A 20158-nucleotide genomic window follows, 5' to 3' on the forward strand; every position below is an offset into this window, starting at 1 on the left:
GTTTCTGGAGTTTTCATGCTGTTTCCCATCCTGCTGCTGTCGGCCGCCGGCTTTACCGTGCTGACCACAGAATTCATCATCGTCGGGCTATTGCCGTCGATTGCCCGGGACCTGAACGTCAGCGTGTCCCAGGCGGGGCTGCTGGTGACGCTGTTCGCGTTCACCGTGGCAGCGTTTGGGCCGTTTCTGACGGCGTATTGCGCTCGTTTCCCACGCAAGCGCCTATTTATCAGCATCCTGATCATGTTCGCGGTGGCCAATACCGTGGCCGCGTTGGCGCCGAATATCTGGGTAATGGCCGTGGCGCGGCTGATCCCGGCCCTCGGCCTGCCGGTATTCTGGGCTTTGGCCAGTGAAACGGCGGTCGACATCGTCGGCCCGGAATATGCCGGGCGTGCCATCGAAAAAATCGGCTTCGGCATTGTCTGCGCCACCGTGTTCGGCATCCCGGTGGGCACGCTGATTTCCGATATGTTCGGCTGGCGCACCGCGTTCGCTATCCTGGCGGTGGTGGCGTTGGCCAAGGCTTTGCTGCTGTTTATCTACCTGCCGGTGACGAAGCCGAAGAACGATGAGGTGACACTGCGCTCGCAGTTCAAGATCCTGCGCAACCCCTTGATGCAGGGCCATATCCTGCTGTCGATCCTGGTGTTCAGCGGTATGTTCACGGCCTACACCTATTTGGCCGACATCCTTGAACGCCTGGCTGGGTTTGATGGCACGTTGGTGGGCTGGTGCCTGATGGGCTTTGGCGCGGTCGGATTGATCGGCAACTCGTTGGGCGGCCGTGCGGTGGATCGCCACCCGTTGATCGCGTCGATGGTGTTCTGCGGCTTTATGATCGCCGGCATGGTGGCATTGGTCCCGGCGATTCATTCCACCGTCGGCCTGGCTGCGGCGATGGCGGTGTGGGGCGTGACCCAGGCAGCGATGTTCCTGGTCAGCCATGTGCGGCTGATGAAGGCCGCGCCCCATGCGCCAGCGTTTGCCGCGTCGCTGAACATTGCCGGGGCCAACCTGGGGATTGGCTTGGGCGCGTTGGTCGGTGGGCAGGTGATCGACACCTTGGGCCTGGGCAGCCTGGGGTTTGCAGCGTCCGGGTTTATTCTGGTGTCAATCCTGCTGGCGCTGTGGCTGATGACCGCCAAACAACCGGTCGCCTCCAGGGCCTGAGCCGTCAAGGCAGGGCGGTAAACAACTCGCGCCTTGCCCCTTCGGTAATCGCCACGATGCCGGGGTGCTTGACCTTGCGTTCCACCGAGATCGCGTAGAACGACTCGGTGACCGCGTCAGTCTGGCCAATCAGCGCCACGCCGTATTGGCGCACGACTTCTTCGGCGATCACGCTGGGGGCGATAAAAATCCCGCTGCCGGATTGGCCAAATGCCTGCATCAGGGCGCTGTCGTCGAACTCGCCGATGATCTTCGGCTGGATCTGCTGCTCGGCAAACCAGCGTTGCAGGCGGCTGCGCACCACCGTCTCCGCGCCCGGAATCAACAGCGGCGCGCCATGCAGGCACTGTGGGAAATCGCCGCCATGTTGGTCAGCCAAGGCCTGGGTAGCAAAGAAGCTGATGCCACATTCCCCCAGTTTCTGGCTGTAGCCCTTAATGTCCAGGTGCGACGGCATGGGGCTGTCGGAAATCACCAGGTCCAGGCGCTGGATCGCCAGGTCGGCCAATAGGCGTTCGAGTTTGTCTTCGCGGCAGGTGATGCGCAGCGGCTCGCTCAGCTCCATGGTCGGCGCGATCAGGCGATAAACGATGGACTTGGGCACTACATCCGCCACCCCGACCCGGAACACAATCTGCTGTTCATTGGGTTGTGCGCGCAGCATCGCTTCCAATTCATTACCGGTCTGGAACATTTGCTCGGCATAGGGCAGGGCCTGGCGTCCGGCTTCGGTCAGCTCCAGCTGGCGGCCGACCCGTTGGAACAGCGCGATACCGAAGGTTTGCTCCAGCAGGCTGATCTGCCCGCTGATGGTCTGGGGGGTAAGGTTGAGTTGCTCGCAGGCGCGCACAATGCTGCCGGTCTTGGCCACAACCCAGAAGTAGTGCAATTGTCGGTAATTGAGCATCGCGGCCGTCACTTCGTAAAAAACGAAGTATACGCGAGAAAAATACGAATTTTCCTGAAGTGTTCGCCTGCATAGAATGCCTCGCTATCGCGGGGCCACTATTTGGACCCAATGGTTCTAACGAGGAATACATCATGAAACTCAATTCCCTGGGCGCGGCATCGCTGCTTGCGCTTTCATTGGTAGTGATCAGCGGTTGCGATCAGGTCGAGAAAAGCGCGCAGCAGGTGTTGGGCAAGGCCACCGAGTCGGCCAAGCAAGCCATCGATGACACCCACAAGGCCGCCGAGCAGGCATTGAGTGAAGCGACACAAGGCCTGATCAGCCCGCAGAAAAAGGACGATCAGGAAGAAAAAGAGTCTGACTCGAACAGTAAAGAAGCTTAATTTCCCAGCACAACCTCAGGACTGACCTATGGATTACCTTTTACAACTGGCCGCCAGCCCCACCGCCTGGGTTGCACTGGCCACCTTGATCGTCATGGAAATCGTGCTGGGCATCGATAACCTGATCTTTATCTCGATCCTCACCAACAAACTACCTGAGCAGCACCGGGCCAAGGCACGGCGCATCGGTATCAGCATGGCGCTGATATTGCGCCTGGGCCTGTTGAGCACCATCGCGTTCATCGTGCAGTTGACGGCGCCGGTGTTCGAAGTGCTCGGCCAGGCGTTTTCGTGGAAGGACATGATCCTGATCGCCGGCGGCTTGTTCCTGGTGTGGAAGGCCACCACCGAGATCCATCACAGCATGGACCCGGAGCCGGAAGAGAAAGCATCGGTTGGCAACACCGTGGCCATCGGCTTCGCCGCAGCGATCGGGCAGATCCTGTTGCTCGACCTGGTGTTCTCCATCGACAGCATCATTACCGCCGTGGGCATGACCGAGCACTTGCCGATCATGATCATTGCCGTGGTGACATCGGTGATCGTGATGCTGGTGGCGGCTGAACCGCTGGCCAAGTTCATCAACGACAACCCGACCGTGGTGATGCTGGCCCTGGGCTTCCTGATTATGATCGGCATGACGCTGATCGCCGAAGGCTTCGGTGCCCATGTGCCTAAAGGCTACGTGTACGCGGCCATGGCCTTCTCGGCGGCCATCGAGTGCTTGAACATCGCACGACGTAACCGCCACAAGCGTTTGCTCGCTGCCCGCCAGTAACCGCCGAAACCTGAAAGCCGGCTGTGCTCACAAGAGCCCAGCCGGCTTTTTGCTGTCTGTTAGAATCCCGACACTTGATAGCGTGAGGTCCTACATGAACGAGCCGATTCGTCTTACCCAATACAGCCATGGCGCGGGGTGTGGTTGCAAGATATCGCCCCAAGTATTGGAAGTGATTCTCGCCGGCAGCGGCGCCCAGAACCTCGACCCCAACCTGTGGGTTGGCAATGCCTCGCGGGATGATGCGGCGGTGTACGCCATCGACGACGAGCGCGGCGTGGTCTCCACCACTGACTTTTTCATGCCGATTGTCGACGACCCCTTCGACTTCGGCCGCATCGCCGCCACCAATGCCATCAGCGACATCTACGCCATGGGCGGCGACCCGTTGATGGCCATCGCCATTCTCGGCTGGCCGGTGAACGTGCTGGCGCCCGAGATTGCCCGGGAAGTGATCCGTGGTGGCCGCTCGGTGTGCGACGCCGCCGGTATCCCCCTGGCAGGCGGCCACTCCATCGACGCGCCGGAGCCGATCTTCGGCCTGGCCGTGACCGGCATCGTGCAAAAGCGCCATATGAAGCGCAACGACACGGCTACCGCCGGCTGCCAGTTGTACCTGACCAAGCCGCTGGGCATCGGCATCCTCACCACTGCCGAAAAGAAGGGCAAGCTGCGCGAGGCCGACATCGGCCTGGCCCGCGACTGGATGTGCACCCTCAACAAGCCCGGCAGCCGCTTCGGCAAGCTGGCCGGGGTAACGGCCATGACCGATGTCACCGGATTCGGCCTGTTGGGTCATCTGGTGGAAATGGCTGACGGCAGCGGCCTGACCGCACGCATCGAATATGAAAAAGTCCCACGGCTGCCTGGGGTCGAGTACTACCTGGATCAGGGTTGTGTGCCCGGTGGCACGTTACGCAACTTCGATAGCTACGCCAGCAAGCTCGGGCGCGTGCAAGAGCTGCACAAGCGCGTGCTGTGCGACCCGCAGACCAGCGGCGGGCTGCTGATCGCCGTCACACCTGAAGGTGACGCCGAGTTCCACGCCGTGGCGGCGGAACTGGGCTTGAGCATGGCGCCGATCGGCGTTCTGGTTGAGCGACAGACCAACGCGGTAGAGGTGTTTTGATGGCAACTGACATCACCGATTACCGCGACATTTTCCTCAGCGACCGGCCGATGATGGATACCCGCGCGCCGGTGGAATTCATCAAGGGCGCGTTCCCCGGCGTGGTCAACCTGCCGTTGATGAACGATGACGAGCGCCAGCGCATCGGCACCTGCTACAAGCAGCAAGGGCAGCAGGCGGCGATTGTGTTGGGGCATGAATTGGTGTCCGGCGCCATCAAGGCCGAGCGCATTGCACAGTGGGCACAATTCGCCCAAGCCCATCCCGACGGTTACCTGTACTGTTTTCGCGGCGGGTTGCGTTCGCAGATTGTGCAGCAATGGTTGAAAACCGACGCCGGCATCGAGTACCCACGGGTCGGCGGTGGCTACAAGGCCATGCGAACGTTCCTCGTGAACACTATTGAACAGGCCACCGTTCAGTGTGATTTCGTGTTGCTCGGCGGCATGACCGGCACCGGCAAGACCGAAGTGCTCGGCCAGTTGCCCAATGCCCTGGACCTTGAAGGCCACGCCAACCATCGTGGCTCCAGCTTCGGCAAGCGCGCCACCACGCAGCCGTCCAACATCGACTTCGAGAACCGTCTGGCGGTGGACCTGCTGAAAAAACGCGCGGGCGGCATTGAGCAGTTTGTGGTCGAGGACGAAAGTCGCATGATCGGCAGCTGCGCGCTGCCGCTGCCACTGCACAAAGGCATGCAGGGCTACTCGATGGTGTGGCTGGAAGACAGCGTCGAAGGGCGTGTCGAACGTATCCTGCGTGACTATGTAGTCGACCTGTGTGTTGAGTTTGATACGGTGTTTGGCGAAGACGGCTACGCATTGTTCGCCGAACGTCTTACCCAAAGTCTGGCGAATATACACAAGCGGCTGGGCGGTGAGCGCTTCCAGCGCTTGCACGCGATCATGCAGGACGCCCTGGCGGAGCAGGCGCGCAGCGGCGCCGTGGACCTGCATCGCGCCTGGATAGAAGGGCTGTTGCGCGAATATTACGACCCGATGTACGCCTTCCAGCGTGAAAGCAAAGGCGCACGGATCGAGTTTGCGGGAGAGCAGGGCGCCGTCACGGCCTATCTGCGCGAGCGAGCCCTCAGAGGATAAACGCCCCGATCAACCCACACACCACGCCCACCAGCATGGTCAACCCGGCTACCGTCACCAGCACCCGCGCATCGAAATCCTTGCGCAGCATCAACAGCGACGGCAGGCTCACGCTCGGCAGGGTCATCAGCAAGGCCACGGCCGGGCCGGTGCCCATGCCTAGCGCCATCATGGTTTGTACGATGGGGATTTCAGCCGCTGTAGGAATTACAAACAGCGTGCCGACAATCGCCAGCGGTACCAACCACACCAGGCTATTGGCCATGGCGCCGTCGACATGGGGGAACAGCCATACCCGCGCCGCGCCCAGGACCAGCACCGCCAGGATGTAGATGGGGATCGTGTTCCAGAACAACTGCCACAACGTGCGCAGCCAACGGCTCAGGAATGGTTGCGACTCCGTGCTGCTGACTTCGGCTACAGCCTCCAATGCCGCTTCCGGCACCTGATCCGGCCGGGCAATACGCTGCGCCACCAGCGACACACCCACCACCAACACGATGCCCGCCACCAACCGCACCGCGGTAAAACCCCAGCCCAGCACAAAGCCCATAAACACCAGGGTGGCCGGATTCAGCACCGGGTTGGCGATCCAGAAGGCCAGCGCCGCGCCCACCGACACCTGCTGGCGGCGCATGCCCGCCGCCACCGGCGCGGCGCAGCAACTGCACATCATGCCTGGCAAGGCGAACAGCCCGCCGCGCACAGTCGAGCCCAGGCCGGCGCGGCCGAACAGGCGTAGCAACCAGTCACGGGGGATCAGCACTTGCAGCAGGGAGCCAAGGATCACCGCCAGCACCGCGGCTTTCCAGATCGCCAGGAAATACACCTGGGCATAGGCCAGTGCTGCCGCCAGTGGCGAGCTTTGTTGATCGTTGAGAATCGAGGCGCCGATGCTGTGATTGTCGGCCGCCACAAACGCCTTGAAGTAGTAGGGCGACCACTTAACGTAATAGAGGCCTACGCAGGCCACCAAGAGGAATAGCGCTGGTTTCCACCAGAACGACCAGCCCCGGACGGGCTGGGTGGAGGAGAGGTTGGACATGCTGATGATCCGCCGATGAGTCAATAGCGACGCATCATACGCTGTCAGCTGTCAGCACTCACCTGTGTCGGTTCCGGGCAGGTTTCATCGCCGTCGTTCAAGCCCTGCTTGTAGTTGCGGCTCAGCAGCGAGGCCTTGCCGTTGTGCCAGGTCAGCGTCAGCACATAGAGCGTGTCGTAGTCACTGCCGGACCAGTCGTCGGTAATCGTGTGTTTTTCGCCGGACGCTTCACTCGCCACCTTGTTGATCAGCTCCGGCAGGTAGCCGTGGGACCAGGCGGTGTAGATGGTGGCGTTGTGGTATTTGTCCTCGACCAGCTCATCGGCGAGGTCGCTGGTGTCATTCGCGGAGAATTTAATGTTTACCGGCAGGCCCAATTTGATAGCGCTGGGGCTGATGGTCATCAGTGGGCGAATGTAGCTGTAGGAATTGTCCAGCTCACCTTCCTCGACATTGCGTGTCGGGTTGGCGGCAAATACAAAGTTGGCCTTGCCGAACTTTTCCGGCAGCAGGGTCGCCAGGTTCATTGCGCGGTTCAAGCCCTGGCAATTGAGCTGGCCGAGGCCGCCGGCGGGTTTTTCGCCGTGGCGCAGGAACACCAGGGTTTGCACACCGTCCACAGGCTGGGCGCGGCTTTCACGGGCGTCGAGGGCAGCAACCATGGCACCGCTGACCAGCAGCAGCGGCAGCATGATGTATGAATAGTCTTTGAGTCGTTGCACAAGGCGCAGAGGCTTGATCGTCATTATAGGTTCGAGTCTTCGTGCGTCACGTTAAGGCGGACAAGCCTGGCCCCAATGACGCCGGGGCGTCCTGCGGTGTTCCCTGTCGGTATAGCGAGGAGCCTCCATTCACCGTTTTAGCGCACTTAAGAGTGCACGCGGGCGTATTGGTTCGCCCACGCGGGATAATAGCCCGCCGATGTTGCGCATTGATGACCCATGCAGGACACCGGGTAGATGGCTATCATGGGGACTTTCTGCCTAGCCAGGGACTTACCGATGAACCCACTCGCCGCGTTCCCGATTAATAGCAAATGGCCTGCCCAGCACCCCGAGCGCCTGCAACTGTACTCGTTGCCTACACCCAACGGGGTAAAAGTCTCGATCATGCTTGAAGAGCTGGGCCTGCCGTATGAGGCACACAAGGTCAGTTTCGAGACCCAGGACCAGTTGTCCCCTGAGTTCCTGTCCCTCAATCCGAACAACAAAATCCCCGCGATCATCGACCCCGAGGGCCCAGCCGGCCAGCCTCTGGCGCTGTTTGAGTCCGGCGCGATCCTGATCTACCTGGCGGAAAAAACCAGCCAGTTGCTCTCCGAAGATCCGGCGACACGTTATGAAACGATTCAATGGCTGATGTTCCAGATGGGCGGCATCGGCCCGATGTTTGGCCAGTTGGGTTTTTTCAACAAATTCGCCGGCAAGGCCTACGAAGACAAGCGCCCTCGCGACCGCTACGCTGCCGAATCCCGTCGCTTGCTCGAAGTGCTGGAAAAACGCCTGCTCGGTCGCACCTGGATCATGGGTGATGACTACAGCATCGCCGACATTGCTACCTTCCCGTGGATTCGCAACCTGATTGGCTTTTATGAGTCGGGCGATATCGTCGGCATTGCCGATTTCCCTAACGTACTGCGCGTGCTGGACAGCTTTGTGGCCCGGCCGGCAGTGATCCGTGGACTGAATAGTCCGAGCTGAAGCATGCCGACTTTCGATTTCAAACAACTGGATGTCTTTAGCCGCGTGTCCCTCAAGGGCAACCCGCTGGCAGTGGTTCTGGGTGCCGACAGCCTCAGCGACCAGCAGATGGCGGACTTCGCCAAGTGGACCAATCTCAGTGAAACCACGTTTTTACTGACGCCGCGCGACCCCCGGGCTGACTACCGGGTGAGAATTTTCACCACCTTGCAGGAGCTGCCATTCGCCGGGCACCCGACACTGGGCAGTTGCCATGCGTGGCTGGCAGCGGGCGGGGTGCCTAAAGGCGAGGAGATCGTCCAGGAGTGCGAAATCGGCCTGGTGCGTATCCGTCGTCAAGGCGATGAACTGGCGTTTATAGCACCGCCGTTGTTGCGTTCCGGCGCGGTGGAGGACGATGTGTTGGAGCGTGTGCGCCTGGGACTGGGCCTGGAGCCGGACCGTATCGTACGCAGTCAATGGGTCGACAATGGCGCAGGGTGGCTTGTGGTGATGTTGGCGGACCGTGATCAGGTCCTGGCGTTACAGCCTGATTATTCACAGCTTATGGGGCTGGCCGTGGGCGTGATTGCCCCCTGTGACCCTGCGCAGGACGATGTGGATACGCAGTTTGAAGTGCGTGGTTTTGTCGCAGGCGACGGCGCGCCGGAAGATCCGGCCACGGGCAGCCTCAATGCCGGCGTCGCCCAATGGCTGTTGCGTGAAGGCCTGGCGCCTGAGCGCTATGTGGTCAGCCAAGGCACGGCCATGGGGCGCGCGGGGCGTATCAGCGTCGAGCGCCAGGGCGAGGAAATCTGGATCGGCGGCGCCGTAGCGGTGTGCATCGACGGGCGTCTACAGCTCTAGATCAATACATTATTGCGAGCGCCGCAATACACTGTTGGCCCCTTGGTATTTGTGCTGCCGGGGCCTGTGGGCATAAGCTTTCGCCCCAAAGTTTGAGTCTTTATGTCAGGAAAACCATGACCAGCCAGTTCCCCCAAGCCCGCCCACGCCGCCTGCGCCGCTCTCCGGAGCTGCGTGGTTTGTTCCAGGAAACCGAGTTCACCCTCAACGATCTGGTGCTGCCGATCTTCGTCGAAGAAGAAATCGACGACTTCGTGCCGATCACCAGCATGCCGGGTGTGCAACGCATCCCCGAGAAGAAGCTCGCCGCCGAGATCGAGCGTTATGCCCGTGCCGGTATCAAGTCGGTGATGACCTTCGGTGTGTCTCATCACTTGGATGCCAACGGTAGCGACACCTGGAAAGAACGCGGCCTGGTCTCGCGCATGTCCTCGATCATCAAGGACGCCGTGCCGGAAATGATCGTGATGTCCGACACTTGCTTCTGCGAATACACCGACCACGGCCACTGCGGCGTGATGCACGGCGCCCACGTCGACAACGACGCGACCCTGGTCAACCTCGGCAAACAAGCCGTGGCCGCTGCCCGCGCCGGCGCCGACGTGATCGCCCCGTCGGCCGCCATGGACGGCCAGGTCCAAGCCATCCGCCGCGCCCTGGATGACGCCGGTTTCACCCATATCCCGATCATGGCCTACTCCACCAAATTCGCCTCGGCCCTCTACGGCCCCTTCCGCGAGGCCGGCGGCAGCGCCCTCAAAGGCGACCGCAAAAGCTACCAGATGAACCCCATGAACCGCCGCGAAGCCGTGCGTGAATCGCTGCTCGACGAACAGGAAGGCGCGGATGCACTCATGGTCAAACCGGCCGGTGCCTACCTCGACATCATCCGCGACATCCGCGAAGCCTCACGCCTGCCGGTGGCGGCGTACCAGGTGAGCGGTGAATACGCGATGATCAAGTTTGGCGCCCAGGCGGGGGCGATTGATGAGGATCGAGTGGTACGCGAGACGTTGGGGTCGATCAAGCGGGCGGGGGCGGATTTGATTTTTACTTACTTTGCGATGGATTTGGCGTTGGCGGGGATTTAAGGACATCGTTTCTCCCCTGTGGTGAACTGGCTTATCACAGGGGATGGGCAATCATGAATCAGTTAAATTTTTCGTAATCTTGAGCACCTAATGACGCCAACCATTTCCTGAAGAAATCTATTTGTTCCTGTAGGTCGTTTGTTAGATTCTCCTCTTCGTAGTCAAACAAATGGACTATGTCGTCGTTGGTAGCTTGCTGACCTAAAGTCATTTCGTATGCGACGAGTCCCGCGCTCATCTGAGAAGCCATTCTTGACGGTTTAACGTTTATTTTTGCCCCTTTGCATAAAAACGTTATATGCGGGAAGTCTGCCCGGATTTTCGCGAAGCAAATATATAGGTCATGCCCTTCATAAACCTTTTCAAAATTGTCGGCCTCTGAAAATGTCATCGTGAGCTTCGTTGTGTCATATTTGATGGTGACCTGCTTGTGTTCTTTGTTGACTATTGCTTTTATATTTTTAGTTTTCATTTTATTTCCTGTTGGGGTTTGGTATGGAGTATCCGACGTAAGTTCCATCAGGATTTACTGGGGTGGCGACTAATATATCCTCGGTGTCGATTTTGTTATGGGTAGCGAACTCTCCATCTTCAATAAAAAGTGAGTAAGATTTTAAGGTCTTAGGTTTTGGTGTCGTTCAACTCAAGTCTATAGAGCTTGAGGCAGTCTAAAAGAACTTTTATGAAGCGTCTTTTGTCAAGGATTTCATCTTCAAAATAAGTATCGAAAAGATGAAAAACAGATTCAAGGCTTTCGTCAGTTGATAGGTAGTTTTCAATTGTTTCTATAAACCACTTCTGTTCATCTTCTCGATATGAAAGAAATTCCGGTTTGGTTAAAGTATGAAAAAGCTCAGAGAGTTCGCTTTCATCATTAATATTTTTTGAGGAGATTATTTCCTCTCTCTCTAAGTTTTTAGTGTTTTCTATGCAGTAAGTGAATAGCAGGCCTCGCAATATTGGTAGGCTTGGTTTTTTTTCATTATTCAAACTCCGCATATGCAGTGATTGGTTTTTCGTCTCTGTGCCGTTAGTAGGGTTCTTAGCTGTTTTTACTCGTTCAAGTTGAGATCCTAATGAAGTTCGAACTCCGTGTTTTCCAAGACGTGTGCGTCCGGAATTAATTTTTCCAAATCTGATAGACGTCGGTGGATATTTGACTCTGCAATCTCATCAATCCTTGCCTGTCGCTCCGCACGTGTCAGTTGCGGTGAAGCCGGTTCTCCGTGATCAACGCTTTGCGTTTTGAGGGCGCGGTTGTTCCTGGTTTGCATCCATCCCCACCCGGACACGAGCTTATAAGTATGAAATTTAATTCCGTTCTCACCAGGCTGACTGGTCTTCAAGGCTGGCTTTTTGGAGATCATCTTTCCAGACCTCATTAGCTAGGCGTTAAATATCGGCGAAGAAACCTCGAGGGTCGGCGATTTCAGTTTCGTTCCAAGCCATAGTTCTGTATTCGTCGTAATCGCTTTCGAACTCTTTCGAAAAGTCAAAATCGGATCTGTTTAGTGTATCCCTGAGTGCAGATATTAGTGCGAAGCGATGCCTATATGAGAGATACATAAGGTCCTTTAGGATAAAGGTAATTATGATGGTTTCTCTATCCTTTTCATTGTTGGGGTTGTACTTCCGAAGTTTTTTTCCAGCTGTATTTTCAAGGTCGTATATCGATAGGGCTCCTAATAAGTGAGAAATATTTGGGGTGTAAGGAGTATTCATGAATGGACATTTAAGCATTGTGTGCTCACTTAGGGAAAACGGTAGTACGCGTTGATCCCGCCCGCCAACTTCACCGGGTTCGCATCTGTCTGAGGGAGCTGCTTCTGAGCCCAACGCAGGTTGAGCTGAGGTTATTAATCTTGAATTGATTCGGACCAGCGTTGGCAGAAATCACGTTGTTGCTGAATGTCGTTGGTGAGGTTGCGTTCCTCGTAAGTAAAAATATGTACGAATTCGCCGTCTGGGTTGCCCATAGTCAGTTCGTAGGCAATAAGGCCATTCGACATATGTGAGGACATTCCAGATGTGTGAACATTGATTTTTGATCCTTTGCACAAAAAACTAATATTTTTCAACTCGGCTCTCAATAAGCCAAAGCTTTCGAACAGGTCTGGTGCTGTATAGGTTTTTCGTTTGCCATTATTCAAAAGCAGACTAAGTGTTGGCTTTCCCGCTTCGTATTCGACTACTGCGCTGTCACGTATGCCGTTATGGATAATGGTTATTTCACGTGACTTCATGGGTATTCTCTTTTGGGGTTCAATATTGTGTATCCCTTGAAGGAGCCGTCTTCGTTGACCGGTGAGGCTCCTAAAATGTCTTTAGAATCTATACGTCCAGGTATAGCGATTTCTACTTCATTCTTGTGCTTTGATCGTATGCCTAGCTCCTTATTCACGTCTCTTCCTTGGATTCTTCTGAGTGTGTATAGAAAACCTTCCTCAAATCCGAAGCCTGACGCAAATACCAAGGCTTGTTTCCTAGATGTTGAGGTAGGAACAAAGTTACTTGGCGGGCTGGCGTTATTTAAAGAATGCAGGAAAAGATTGGTGCTTTCTCCTCTGCTTTCAAACCCTTTTTCAAATATCTCATCCGGTTCTCTCAAATCTCCACGATACAGGTAACTACGTTTTTTATGTGGCGCAGGAGGTAATGGTGACTGAGTATCAAATTTGACCTGTTCGTTTGGGCTATCAGTTTTAGACCATTGTTTACGTTTACACCCGTCCTCAGCCGGACAAGAGCTCAGCCCCAGTGGATCCACCCACCCGGTAGGATTGGGCACGTACTGGTACGCGTTGATCCCGCCCGCCAACTTCACCGGGTCTGGCGTCAGGTAGCGCCCAATATCCGGATTGTAGTAGCGATGGCGGTTGTAGTGCAGCCCGCTTTCCTGATCAAAGTACTGACCCTGGAAGCGCAGCGGGTTGTCGATTTTGCTTTTGTCGAGGCGACTGATCTGGCCGTAGGCGCGGTAGTGCGCGGACCAGACGATTTCGCCGTCTGGGTCGCTGAGTTCCTGTGGCGTGCCGAGGTGGTCGAGTTGGTAGTGGTAGGGCTGGGTTTCGCTTGGCCCAAAGCCTTCCAGTAGTGCTAGCGGGCGAAAGCTGTCGGGTTCGTAGACGAAGCTCCTGTGGCGATCTGCATGGTGCTCGGCAATCAGCTTGTCGCCTTGCCAGAAAAACTCCGTCGTTACGCCATCAATGGTTTTGCTGATACGCCGTCCAAACGGGTCGTAGCGGTAGCTGGCGGTTTGCCCGTTGGGTTGGGTAATGCCGATCAGGCGGTGCTGGCAGTCATAGCGGTACTGGGTGACCAGTTGGTGACCTTTGCCTCTGCGTTCACCGATCAGGTTGCCGAAGGCGTCGTAGTCGTAATGCCGGTCGCCCTGGATCATCAGGCGGTTGCCGGCGACGATGTCGGGGCCGGGGCGGTCTTGCATGAGCAGGTTGCCCGCCGGGTTGTGGCCGAAGCGTTCCTGCAGGTCTTGGGAGTGGTCGACTCGGGTCAGGCGGTTGAGCGGGTCGTAGTGGTAGTGGTGTTCGCCTTTGCGGGTGTCGTTGAGGCGGGTGAGATTTCCGGATCTGTCGTAGTCGTAGTGGCGTTGGAGCAGGTGATGTTCTTGCTGTGTTACGGCATGGGCGTGCAGGCGCTGTTGGTCGTCGTAGTGGTAATGGCTGAGCAGTTGGCCTTGTTGGCGCTGGTGTTCTTGACCGGCTTTGAACAGGTGCGAGGTAAGGGTTTTACCGTTGAGTTCTACCGTGGCGAGATGACCGCCCTTGGCATGGTTGAACGCCACACGGTTGTTGTCTGGCAGGCGCAGGTGTTGAAGCTGGCCGCAGGCGTCATGGCCATAGCGCAAGGTGCCCCAGCCTTGGTGTTCGGCGGTGAGGCGGTTCTGGACGTCATACTCGTAGGCCAGCGCCCAGTGGCCGTCGTCGACGCTTAGGAGATTGCCTTGGCGGTCGTAGGCGTAATCGATTTTGTTGCCGTCGGGCAGGGTTTTTCTTACGAGACGGCCGGCGTGGTCGCGCTCGTAACGAGTCATTAGCTGACTGCCATCATCGCCGTGTTCAGTTTTTTCCTGCAGGTTGCCATTGAGGTCATACGCGTAGGCCGTGCGTTGCCCATCAAAGCCAATTTCCTGCTGGATCCGACCGTTAGCGTGGTAAGCCAGCCGATAGGTTTCGCCAACTTCGTTTTCAATCTCGGTCAGCAGCAGACGCGCGTTGTCGTAGCGGTACTTGACCTGGCTGCCATCAGCATTGATGCGGCGGCTGATCAGGTGCAGGCCGTCCGCGTATTCGTAGCGGGTGACGTGGCCCCGTTCATCGCGTTCGGCGGTGATTTTTCCGTAGGGGTTGTAGCTGTATTCCCTGCACGCACCGCCGGGCAGTACGAGGCGAGTCAGCCGACCGGCTGCATCCCACTGGTATTGGGTCAGCGCGCCTTGTTCATCCTCACGGGCAATCTGCCGGCCCAGGTCGTCGTAGCGATAGCGCTTGATGCCCCCGTTGGGCAGTTGCTCTTCAACCAACTGGCCGCGGTCATTCCACACCAGCCGCTGGCAACTGTGATCCGGGTACCACACCCCAATCAGTTGCCCGTATTTGTTGTAGCTGTAGTCGGTGATGTGACCGTCGGGATCGGTCCTACGCGTCACGTCGCCCTGATCGTTGCGCTCGTACTTCCAAACCGCTGAGCCTCGCCTTACAACCCGTACGAAGCCGTTGTCATGCTCGTAGGATGTCGGCTCATCGTCCCCCGGAAACAACGCCACCAAGCGTCCGGCCTCGTCGTACTGATACGCCGTCACCGCGCCCAACGGGTCCTGCTCGACCGTCAGCCGACCCTTGTCATCGTAGGATTTGAAATGCTCGGCACCGTCCGGATCAATGCGCTGCACCAGCCGTGCGCGGTCATCGTGGACATACACTTCCTGGCTGCCATCGGCGTTGTGCACCACAACGCTGCCGTCATCCCCCCACACATACCGCGTATCCATCTGCGAAAAACTGGCCCAATGCCGGACACATCGCGCCGCTTTGCCAGACCGTTCCCACGCCCAAAAGAAACTCGCCCCACCGGCCAACCCACGTTCCAGAATCACGTGCTGATCGTCGTAGCGATAAATCTCGCTTTCGCCGACGGCATTGGTCGCTGAGACCAGTCGGCCTATGTCGTCGTAGACGTAGGAAACAACGCTGTGCTCTGTGATCCAGACGTAAGGCTCATGTCCCTTGGCCCGCTGAACCTGGTAGTCCACCGCCACAATGCGGCCCGACTCATAGCGTAAAAACAGCGCACACCCGGCACCGTTATCCAGCCGTTCAATGCGCCCTAAATAGTCCCGACTAATCCGCAGCCGGTTGTCATACGCATCACTGATCGAAACCAGCACCCCATCGCGAAAGTGATAAAACCGCGACGCCTGCGCCAGCACCAACTCATCTGGCTCCGAGCCCAAGTAGATCGCAGCTTCGGCCAGGCTATTGGTGATTGCAGGTCGAGCCACTGTCGGCAGTGGAAACTCAGTCGAGCGGTTTTCATGGTCGATCCAGACCGCCGAATCACCGTCAACCGAAAGCCGATGCGCGAGCGAATGACTCCACCCAAACCCCAGCCCGACATCCACCTCCACCGCACTGGTGCGATACAACCGTGTCCACTCAAACGGCAGAATCCCGTCTAAAACACCGTCAGTCAGCGTAAGTAATTCTTCGCCGGTGACCATCGACACCGGGCAGCCGTTGGTCACGGTCTTATCCGAAGCCGCAGCAGCATCCCCCTTCGGATTCGTCGCCACGGCAGGCGCGTCGTCGACATGTTCCTGGCGAACCAACACCGTCCGCTGAGTCTTGTTACGAACCGCCGGCACCGCGTTCGAAACCAGATTCTCCCCAGCCTTCAACGGCGCAGCGGGTACCACCTTGATTGGCACAGCCTCACTCTTGAACAACACCGGCTTTAGCGCTTCGGCATGGCCATCCAGTTGAGCGGTGCCAAACTGTTTGGCTATTTGCTCCAGCCACTTGCGCACACGTTGAGACTTGATACTGCCGAGCACTTTCGTGCTCATACGCACCGCCATGCCCATGCCCGCGGTAGCAAACCCCAGCAGTAGATAGATCAGCACCTCGGCACCGATCTCCCCCAGCATTTCGTTCATGTACGGAGGCGGCAACATCCTCATCCAGCTGACCAGCGCGGCCAGATGGATGAACATCAAGGGCTCATCACTGAGCACCAGCAGGCCCTTGGCGATGGTCTCTGTGCTCAACGCCAGTAACTGTTCAAATTCATCCTGGGTCAGGTATTGCAGCAGCTTTTCGGCGTTGGCCAAGGGGTCGCTCAGCCATTGGCAAAGCTGCTGGAGGTTGTCCCAGAGTGTGTACAGCGCGTCGCCAAAACCACGGGCATAGGCTTGATGCAATGAGAGATAGCGCTTGAGGAAGTCCGCCTCGGAATAGCCCTTCCACAATGGTTCAAACGTTTCGCTCCATTCAGTACGCAACCACACTTCCAGTGGCGTGATCACCAACCGATAAGATGCGTAGAGCGTCTTGAAGTGTTCCTTGGAAACGTTGGGGTAGAAGCTAATCCGATACCGCTGGTTGCGATCACATTCTTTGATTTCAAGAATGCCGCTGGGGCCAATGGTTTTATGAATGGGCTCGCCCAATGGGCCGCCGTTTGGGTCGATGCGCTGCAGCACCACCGGCGTATTGCCAATGGGCACGAAGCGTGAACTTTGAAACATATGCACCAGCGTCAACGTCCCACTGGCTGGACACTGTGCAACGGTCGCACTGGGGAAGAGGGAGCGGTTGATTGGCGCCACCAGCGCCACCTCATCCCCAACCTTGAACACCTGCTCGATATCCAGCGCCGAAAAACTGAAAAAGCTTTCGGCCCAGGCATCGTAGTGATTGAGGCAACTGCGGAAATCACTGAGCACGGACTCGACGTCACGCGTCTTTGAATCCATGGCCGCCAGCACCAGATACCCAATGGCTTGGCTGGTGGCGTTGATCATGAGACAGCCCCGTCAACCAGGGCCTTAACGAAAAGAACCATCTGCAATCCCTCGCACTGTGTATTCAGGCGAGGGACTTTGCAGAGGTTTTCAGGGGGAAGCTGTAGAGCTTATCCGGCGTCCACGTGGGAAGCTTCGACAGCTTTTGTCAGCTTGAAAAAAGCCTTTTGTGACGCGCAAACGCAAGGCCTAATTCCAGCCCTGCAAACGCAGCAGTGAAACACGTGATTCATTGCGAATACAGACGGTCGCGGTGGGTGACGAGGAAGTTCAGGCTCAGCATGGCATTCAAACTCCTTGTACGAATGGTCGAAGAAAGATCCTGTCATGATCGGCTCGGGCTGGCGAGAGGGCGAGTTGACGAACCCGCGTTAGACTTACCTGTCCATATCCGCAACGCTCGGCCCATTGTTCTTCAAGGAAGCCCCATGTCCCCACGCCGCCTGATCCTGTGCCTCATCCCCTTGCTGGTGCTGGCCGGTTGCTCCACCTCACGCGGCCCGCAGCAACCGGAGCGCAGCGAGGCCGAGGTGAAGGCGCAGATTGTGCGCCTGCTCCCGGCCAAGGTGGCGGATCGCAATGGTTGGGCTCAGGATATCTACACGGCTTTCGACACCCAGAAAATCTACCCCAGCACCGAGAATATCTGCGCTGTGCTGGCGGTGACGGAGCAGGAGTCGACCTATCAGGTCGACCCGCCCGTGCCCAATATGGGCAAGATCGCCCAGGACGAGATCCTGCGCCGCGCTGGCAAGGTGCATGTGCCGGCCTTCGTGGTGCGCAGCGCGCTGCAATTGAGGTCGCCCACCGGCAAGTCCTACGCCGATCGGTTGAATGCTGCCCGCACCGAGAAAGACCTCAGCGGCATCTTCGATGACTTCATCAGCATGGTGCCCTTGGGCAATACACTGTTTGGCGGCTTCAACCCGGTGCACACCGCTGGCCCCATGCAGGTCAGCATCGACTTTGCACAGAAACAGGCGCGGGGTTATCCCTACACGGTGGATGGCACGATTCGTCGGGAGGTCTTCACCCGCCGTGGCGGTATGTACTTTGGCATCGCCCATTTGCTCGGTTATCCAGTGAATTACGACCAGCCGCTGTACCGCTTTGCCGATTTCAATGCGGGTTGGTATGCGAGCCGCAACGCGGCGTTCCAGGCGGCGGTCAGCCGGGCTTCCGGCACTGAGCTGGCGCTGGACGGGGATTTGATCCGCTATGGCTCACTGCTGCCCGGCACCACTGAGCTGGCAGTGCGCTCCCTGGGTGCCAAGCTGGATATGCGCAACCCCAGCATCCGTAGCCAGTTGGAGCAGGGCGAACAGTTGGATTTTGAGGACACCACGCTCTATAAGCGCGTGTTTGCCCTGGCCGACAAGGCTGCCGGTAAACCGCTGCCACGGGCGATCTTGCCGGGCATTGTGCTCAAGAGCCCGAAGATCACCCGTAACCTCACCACGGCCTGGTTCGCCAAGCGCGTGGATGAGCGCTATCAGCGCTGTATGAAGCGCTGATCAGGGGCGGCGGCGCACAAACCTGCGCCACAGCCACACCCACAACCAGACCACCGGGAATGCCAGGATCACAAAGGGCAGGACATAGCTGGCGCGTTCCAGGGCGTCAGCCGTGCCTTCCACCATATTCGTGCCCAGGTTGCTGAACATCCGGCTGAAGCGTGACGGTTGGTTCGCGCCGTCCGAAGAGCGGAAGTTGAGGGTGACACGGTTGGTATCCAGGCGGCGCTGCTGGCCGGCGGCAATCTGGGCCAGCGCCTGCAGGTCGTTTTCGATGCCGGCCTGTTCCTTGCTCAAGACGATCAGGTCGCTGACGGTGATGTCCTTGCGCTTGGCCAGTTCATCGAGGCGGTTTTGCTGGGCTTGCAGACGGTCTCGGCGGCGATTCACATCGTCGACAGCATCGGCCAGGTCTTCGGCGGTGGTGATGCGCTGGCCGAGCGTGCCGCCTTCAGCCGCCATGGCGACCATTGGCTCAACACCCGCTGGCGCGATACGCAGGATCATCTCGCCACCGTTACTGTCTTCGGTGATCCCCAGGATATTGCACGTGCCGAACCGCGCCGTTTCACAGGCCTCACGGGTGGCCTGCATCCGTGGCACGAGTAGGGCGCCGGGCAGAGCCAGGGTCAGCCCATGCTCATAGGCCAATTGGGCGCCGGCCTTGCCTTGTTCCCCATTGACCACCGTGGCGCGGGAGTGATCCTTGGGCGAGCAACCGACCAGGGCCATGCCGGCCAGCAAAATCAACAGAGGCGCGCGAAGCGAGTGAAGGTTGCCGTCCTGATGGCGCATTGCTGTTCCTTGAGGTGTGCGGGGAAATGGGCGGCGATTAAAGCCGGTCTGGCGGATTAACGCAAAGCATCGCGCAAGATTTGTGCGGCTGATGGTGATGGCTAGCGTTCGGAGCGTGGCGTACACGTCAAGCCTGACTCCAAGGAAGACTTGCCATGATTGCTCACGCCGTGCCTGAAGGATTTGTTCCACTGCCTCGCAGCAGCCCATTGCTTGACCTGCTTGGCCCGGCGTATTGCCGGGCTGAAGGCTTGCAACTGGAAGTCGGCCTGCGCGCCGACAATCGCCACGCCAATGGGCGCGGCACGGTGCATGGCGGGGTGTTGGCGACGCTAGCGGATATCGGCATGGGCTATGCGATGGCGTTTTCCAGTGAGCCGCCGTTGCCGCTGATCACTGCGAGCATGACCGTGGATTACCTGGGCGCGGTGCAGGTGGGGGAGTGGATTGTGGTGCGGCTGGAGCATCACAAGCGTGGGCGGCAGATGGCGTTTGGGACGGTGAGTCTGCAGGTGGGGGACAAAGTGGTGGCGCGGGCGAATGCGGTGTTTGCGGTGCCGCGCTCGGACTGAAAATGCCGATATAAAAGAGATACTCCTATTGGGGCTGCTTCGCAGCCCAGCGCGGAGCAAGCCCGCTCACCACAGCAAGCCCG

Annotated in this window: 18 protein-coding genes; 10 read left to right on the forward strand and 8 right to left on the reverse strand. The window is 58.0% G+C overall.

Translation table 11 applies throughout. The annotated features are described in order from the left end of the window. The first annotated feature begins 15 nt into the window (after positions 1–15). On the forward strand, positions 16–1173 hold the full coding sequence (locus DNK50_RS13465; protein WP_099584884.1) for an MFS transporter: 1158 nt from the start codon (positions 16–18) through the stop codon (positions 1171–1173). A gap of 4 nt (positions 1174–1177) precedes the next feature. Here DNK50_RS13465 and nhaR read toward each other — a convergent pair whose 3' ends face one another. Beyond that, positions 1178–2080 carry a transcriptional activator NhaR gene (gene nhaR, locus DNK50_RS13470; RefSeq protein ID WP_112194477.1) on the reverse strand — a complete coding sequence of 301 codons (903 nt, stop codon included), beginning with the start codon at positions 2078–2080 and terminating at the stop codon, positions 1178–1180. A 134-nt stretch (positions 2081–2214) separates the two neighbouring features. Between nhaR and DNK50_RS13475 the strand changes: the two genes are divergently transcribed. The 4 genes from DNK50_RS13475 (at position 2215) to mnmH (ending at position 5473) form a co-directional block, all read left to right on the forward strand. Then, positions 2215–2466, forward strand: a complete 252-nt coding sequence (locus DNK50_RS13475) for a hypothetical protein (protein WP_112194479.1) — start codon at positions 2215–2217, stop codon at positions 2464–2466. 28 nt (positions 2467–2494) lie between these two features. Next, positions 2495–3244, forward strand: coding sequence for a TerC family protein (locus DNK50_RS13480; protein WP_032886672.1), 750 nt, complete (start codon positions 2495–2497; stop codon positions 3242–3244). 94 nt (positions 3245–3338) lie between these two features. Then, the gene (gene selD / locus DNK50_RS13485) at positions 3339–4373 is read left to right on the forward strand and encodes a selenide, water dikinase SelD (RefSeq protein ID WP_112194481.1); all 1035 of its coding nucleotides are present in this window, start codon (positions 3339–3341) and stop codon (positions 4371–4373) included. Further along, positions 4373–5473, forward strand: a complete 1101-nt coding sequence (mnmH, locus tag DNK50_RS13490; protein WP_112194483.1) for a tRNA 2-selenouridine(34) synthase MnmH — start codon at positions 4373–4375, stop codon at positions 5471–5473. Before selD ends, mnmH begins: the two co-directional genes overlap by 1 nt. Here the strand turns inward: mnmH and DNK50_RS13495 are convergent. Together DNK50_RS13495 and DNK50_RS13500 are read right to left on the reverse strand one after the other, a co-directional pair. Then, the gene (locus DNK50_RS13495) at positions 5463–6518 is read right to left on the reverse strand and encodes a permease (RefSeq protein WP_112194485.1); all 1056 of its coding nucleotides are present in this window, start codon (positions 6516–6518) and stop codon (positions 5463–5465) included. The two genes, mnmH and DNK50_RS13495, sit on opposite strands and share 11 nt — an antisense overlap. Positions 6519–6562: 44 nt before the next feature. Beyond that, positions 6563–7264: a histidine phosphatase family protein gene (locus DNK50_RS13500; protein ID WP_112194487.1), complete on the reverse strand. Its 702-nt coding sequence runs from the start codon at positions 7262–7264 to the stop codon at positions 6563–6565. Between the two features lie 255 nt (positions 7265–7519). Between DNK50_RS13500 and DNK50_RS13505 the strand changes: the two genes are divergently transcribed. The 3 genes from DNK50_RS13505 to hemB all read left to right on the forward strand — a co-directional run bounded on the left by DNK50_RS13505 (position 7520) and on the right by hemB (position 10155). After that, a complete protein-coding gene (locus DNK50_RS13505) occupies positions 7520–8218 on the forward strand; it encodes a glutathione S-transferase N-terminal domain-containing protein (RefSeq protein WP_099584891.1) in 699 nt (232 codons plus the stop codon). 3 nt (positions 8219–8221) lie between these two features. Then, positions 8222–9064: a PhzF family phenazine biosynthesis protein gene (locus DNK50_RS13510; protein ID WP_112194489.1), complete on the forward strand. Its 843-nt coding sequence runs from the start codon at positions 8222–8224 to the stop codon at positions 9062–9064. A 116-nt stretch (positions 9065–9180) separates the two neighbouring features. Beyond that, positions 9181–10155: a porphobilinogen synthase gene (hemB, locus tag DNK50_RS13515; protein ID WP_112194491.1), complete on the forward strand. Its 975-nt coding sequence runs from the start codon at positions 9181–9183 to the stop codon at positions 10153–10155. Between the two features lie 58 nt (positions 10156–10213). Here hemB and DNK50_RS13520 read toward each other — a convergent pair whose 3' ends face one another. From DNK50_RS13520 to DNK50_RS13540, 4 genes are all read right to left on the reverse strand, one after another. Further along, the gene (locus tag DNK50_RS13520; RefSeq protein WP_112194493.1) at positions 10214–10627 is read right to left on the reverse strand and encodes a hypothetical protein; all 414 of its coding nucleotides are present in this window, start codon (positions 10625–10627) and stop codon (positions 10214–10216) included. Between the two features lie 149 nt (positions 10628–10776). Next, complete coding sequence (locus DNK50_RS13525) at positions 10777–11145, reverse strand: hypothetical protein (protein WP_256595598.1); 369 nt, start codon at positions 11143–11145, stop codon at positions 10777–10779. An 866-nt stretch (positions 11146–12011) separates the two neighbouring features. Continuing rightward, the gene (locus tag DNK50_RS13535; RefSeq protein WP_112194497.1) at positions 12012–12398 is read right to left on the reverse strand and encodes a hypothetical protein; all 387 of its coding nucleotides are present in this window, start codon (positions 12396–12398) and stop codon (positions 12012–12014) included. Then, a complete protein-coding gene (locus DNK50_RS13540; protein ID WP_112194499.1) occupies positions 12395–17194 on the reverse strand; it encodes an RHS repeat-associated core domain-containing protein in 4800 nt (1599 codons plus the stop codon). Before DNK50_RS13540 ends, DNK50_RS13535 begins: the two co-directional genes overlap by 4 nt. Positions 17195–17622: 428 nt before the next feature. Between DNK50_RS13540 and DNK50_RS13545 the strand changes: the two genes are divergently transcribed. Further along, positions 17623–18708, forward strand: a complete 1086-nt coding sequence (locus tag DNK50_RS13545; RefSeq protein ID WP_112194501.1) for a DUF1615 domain-containing protein — start codon at positions 17623–17625, stop codon at positions 18706–18708. Here the strand turns inward: DNK50_RS13545 and DNK50_RS13550 are convergent, their stop codons facing one another. Then, positions 18709–19503: a DUF4349 domain-containing protein gene (locus DNK50_RS13550; RefSeq protein WP_112194502.1), complete on the reverse strand. Its 795-nt coding sequence runs from the start codon at positions 19501–19503 to the stop codon at positions 18709–18711. 155 nt (positions 19504–19658) lie between these two features. Here DNK50_RS13550 and DNK50_RS13555 point away from each other — a divergent pair, with 155 nt between their 5' ends. After that, positions 19659–20075, forward strand: coding sequence for a PaaI family thioesterase (locus tag DNK50_RS13555; protein ID WP_112194504.1), 417 nt, complete (start codon positions 19659–19661; stop codon positions 20073–20075). Positions 20076–20158 lie beyond the last annotated feature (83 nt).

The organism is Pseudomonas sp. LG1E9 (genome assembly GCF_003290225.1).
GTDB lineage: Bacteria > Pseudomonadota > Gammaproteobacteria > Pseudomonadales > Pseudomonadaceae > Aquipseudomonas > Aquipseudomonas cyclaminis.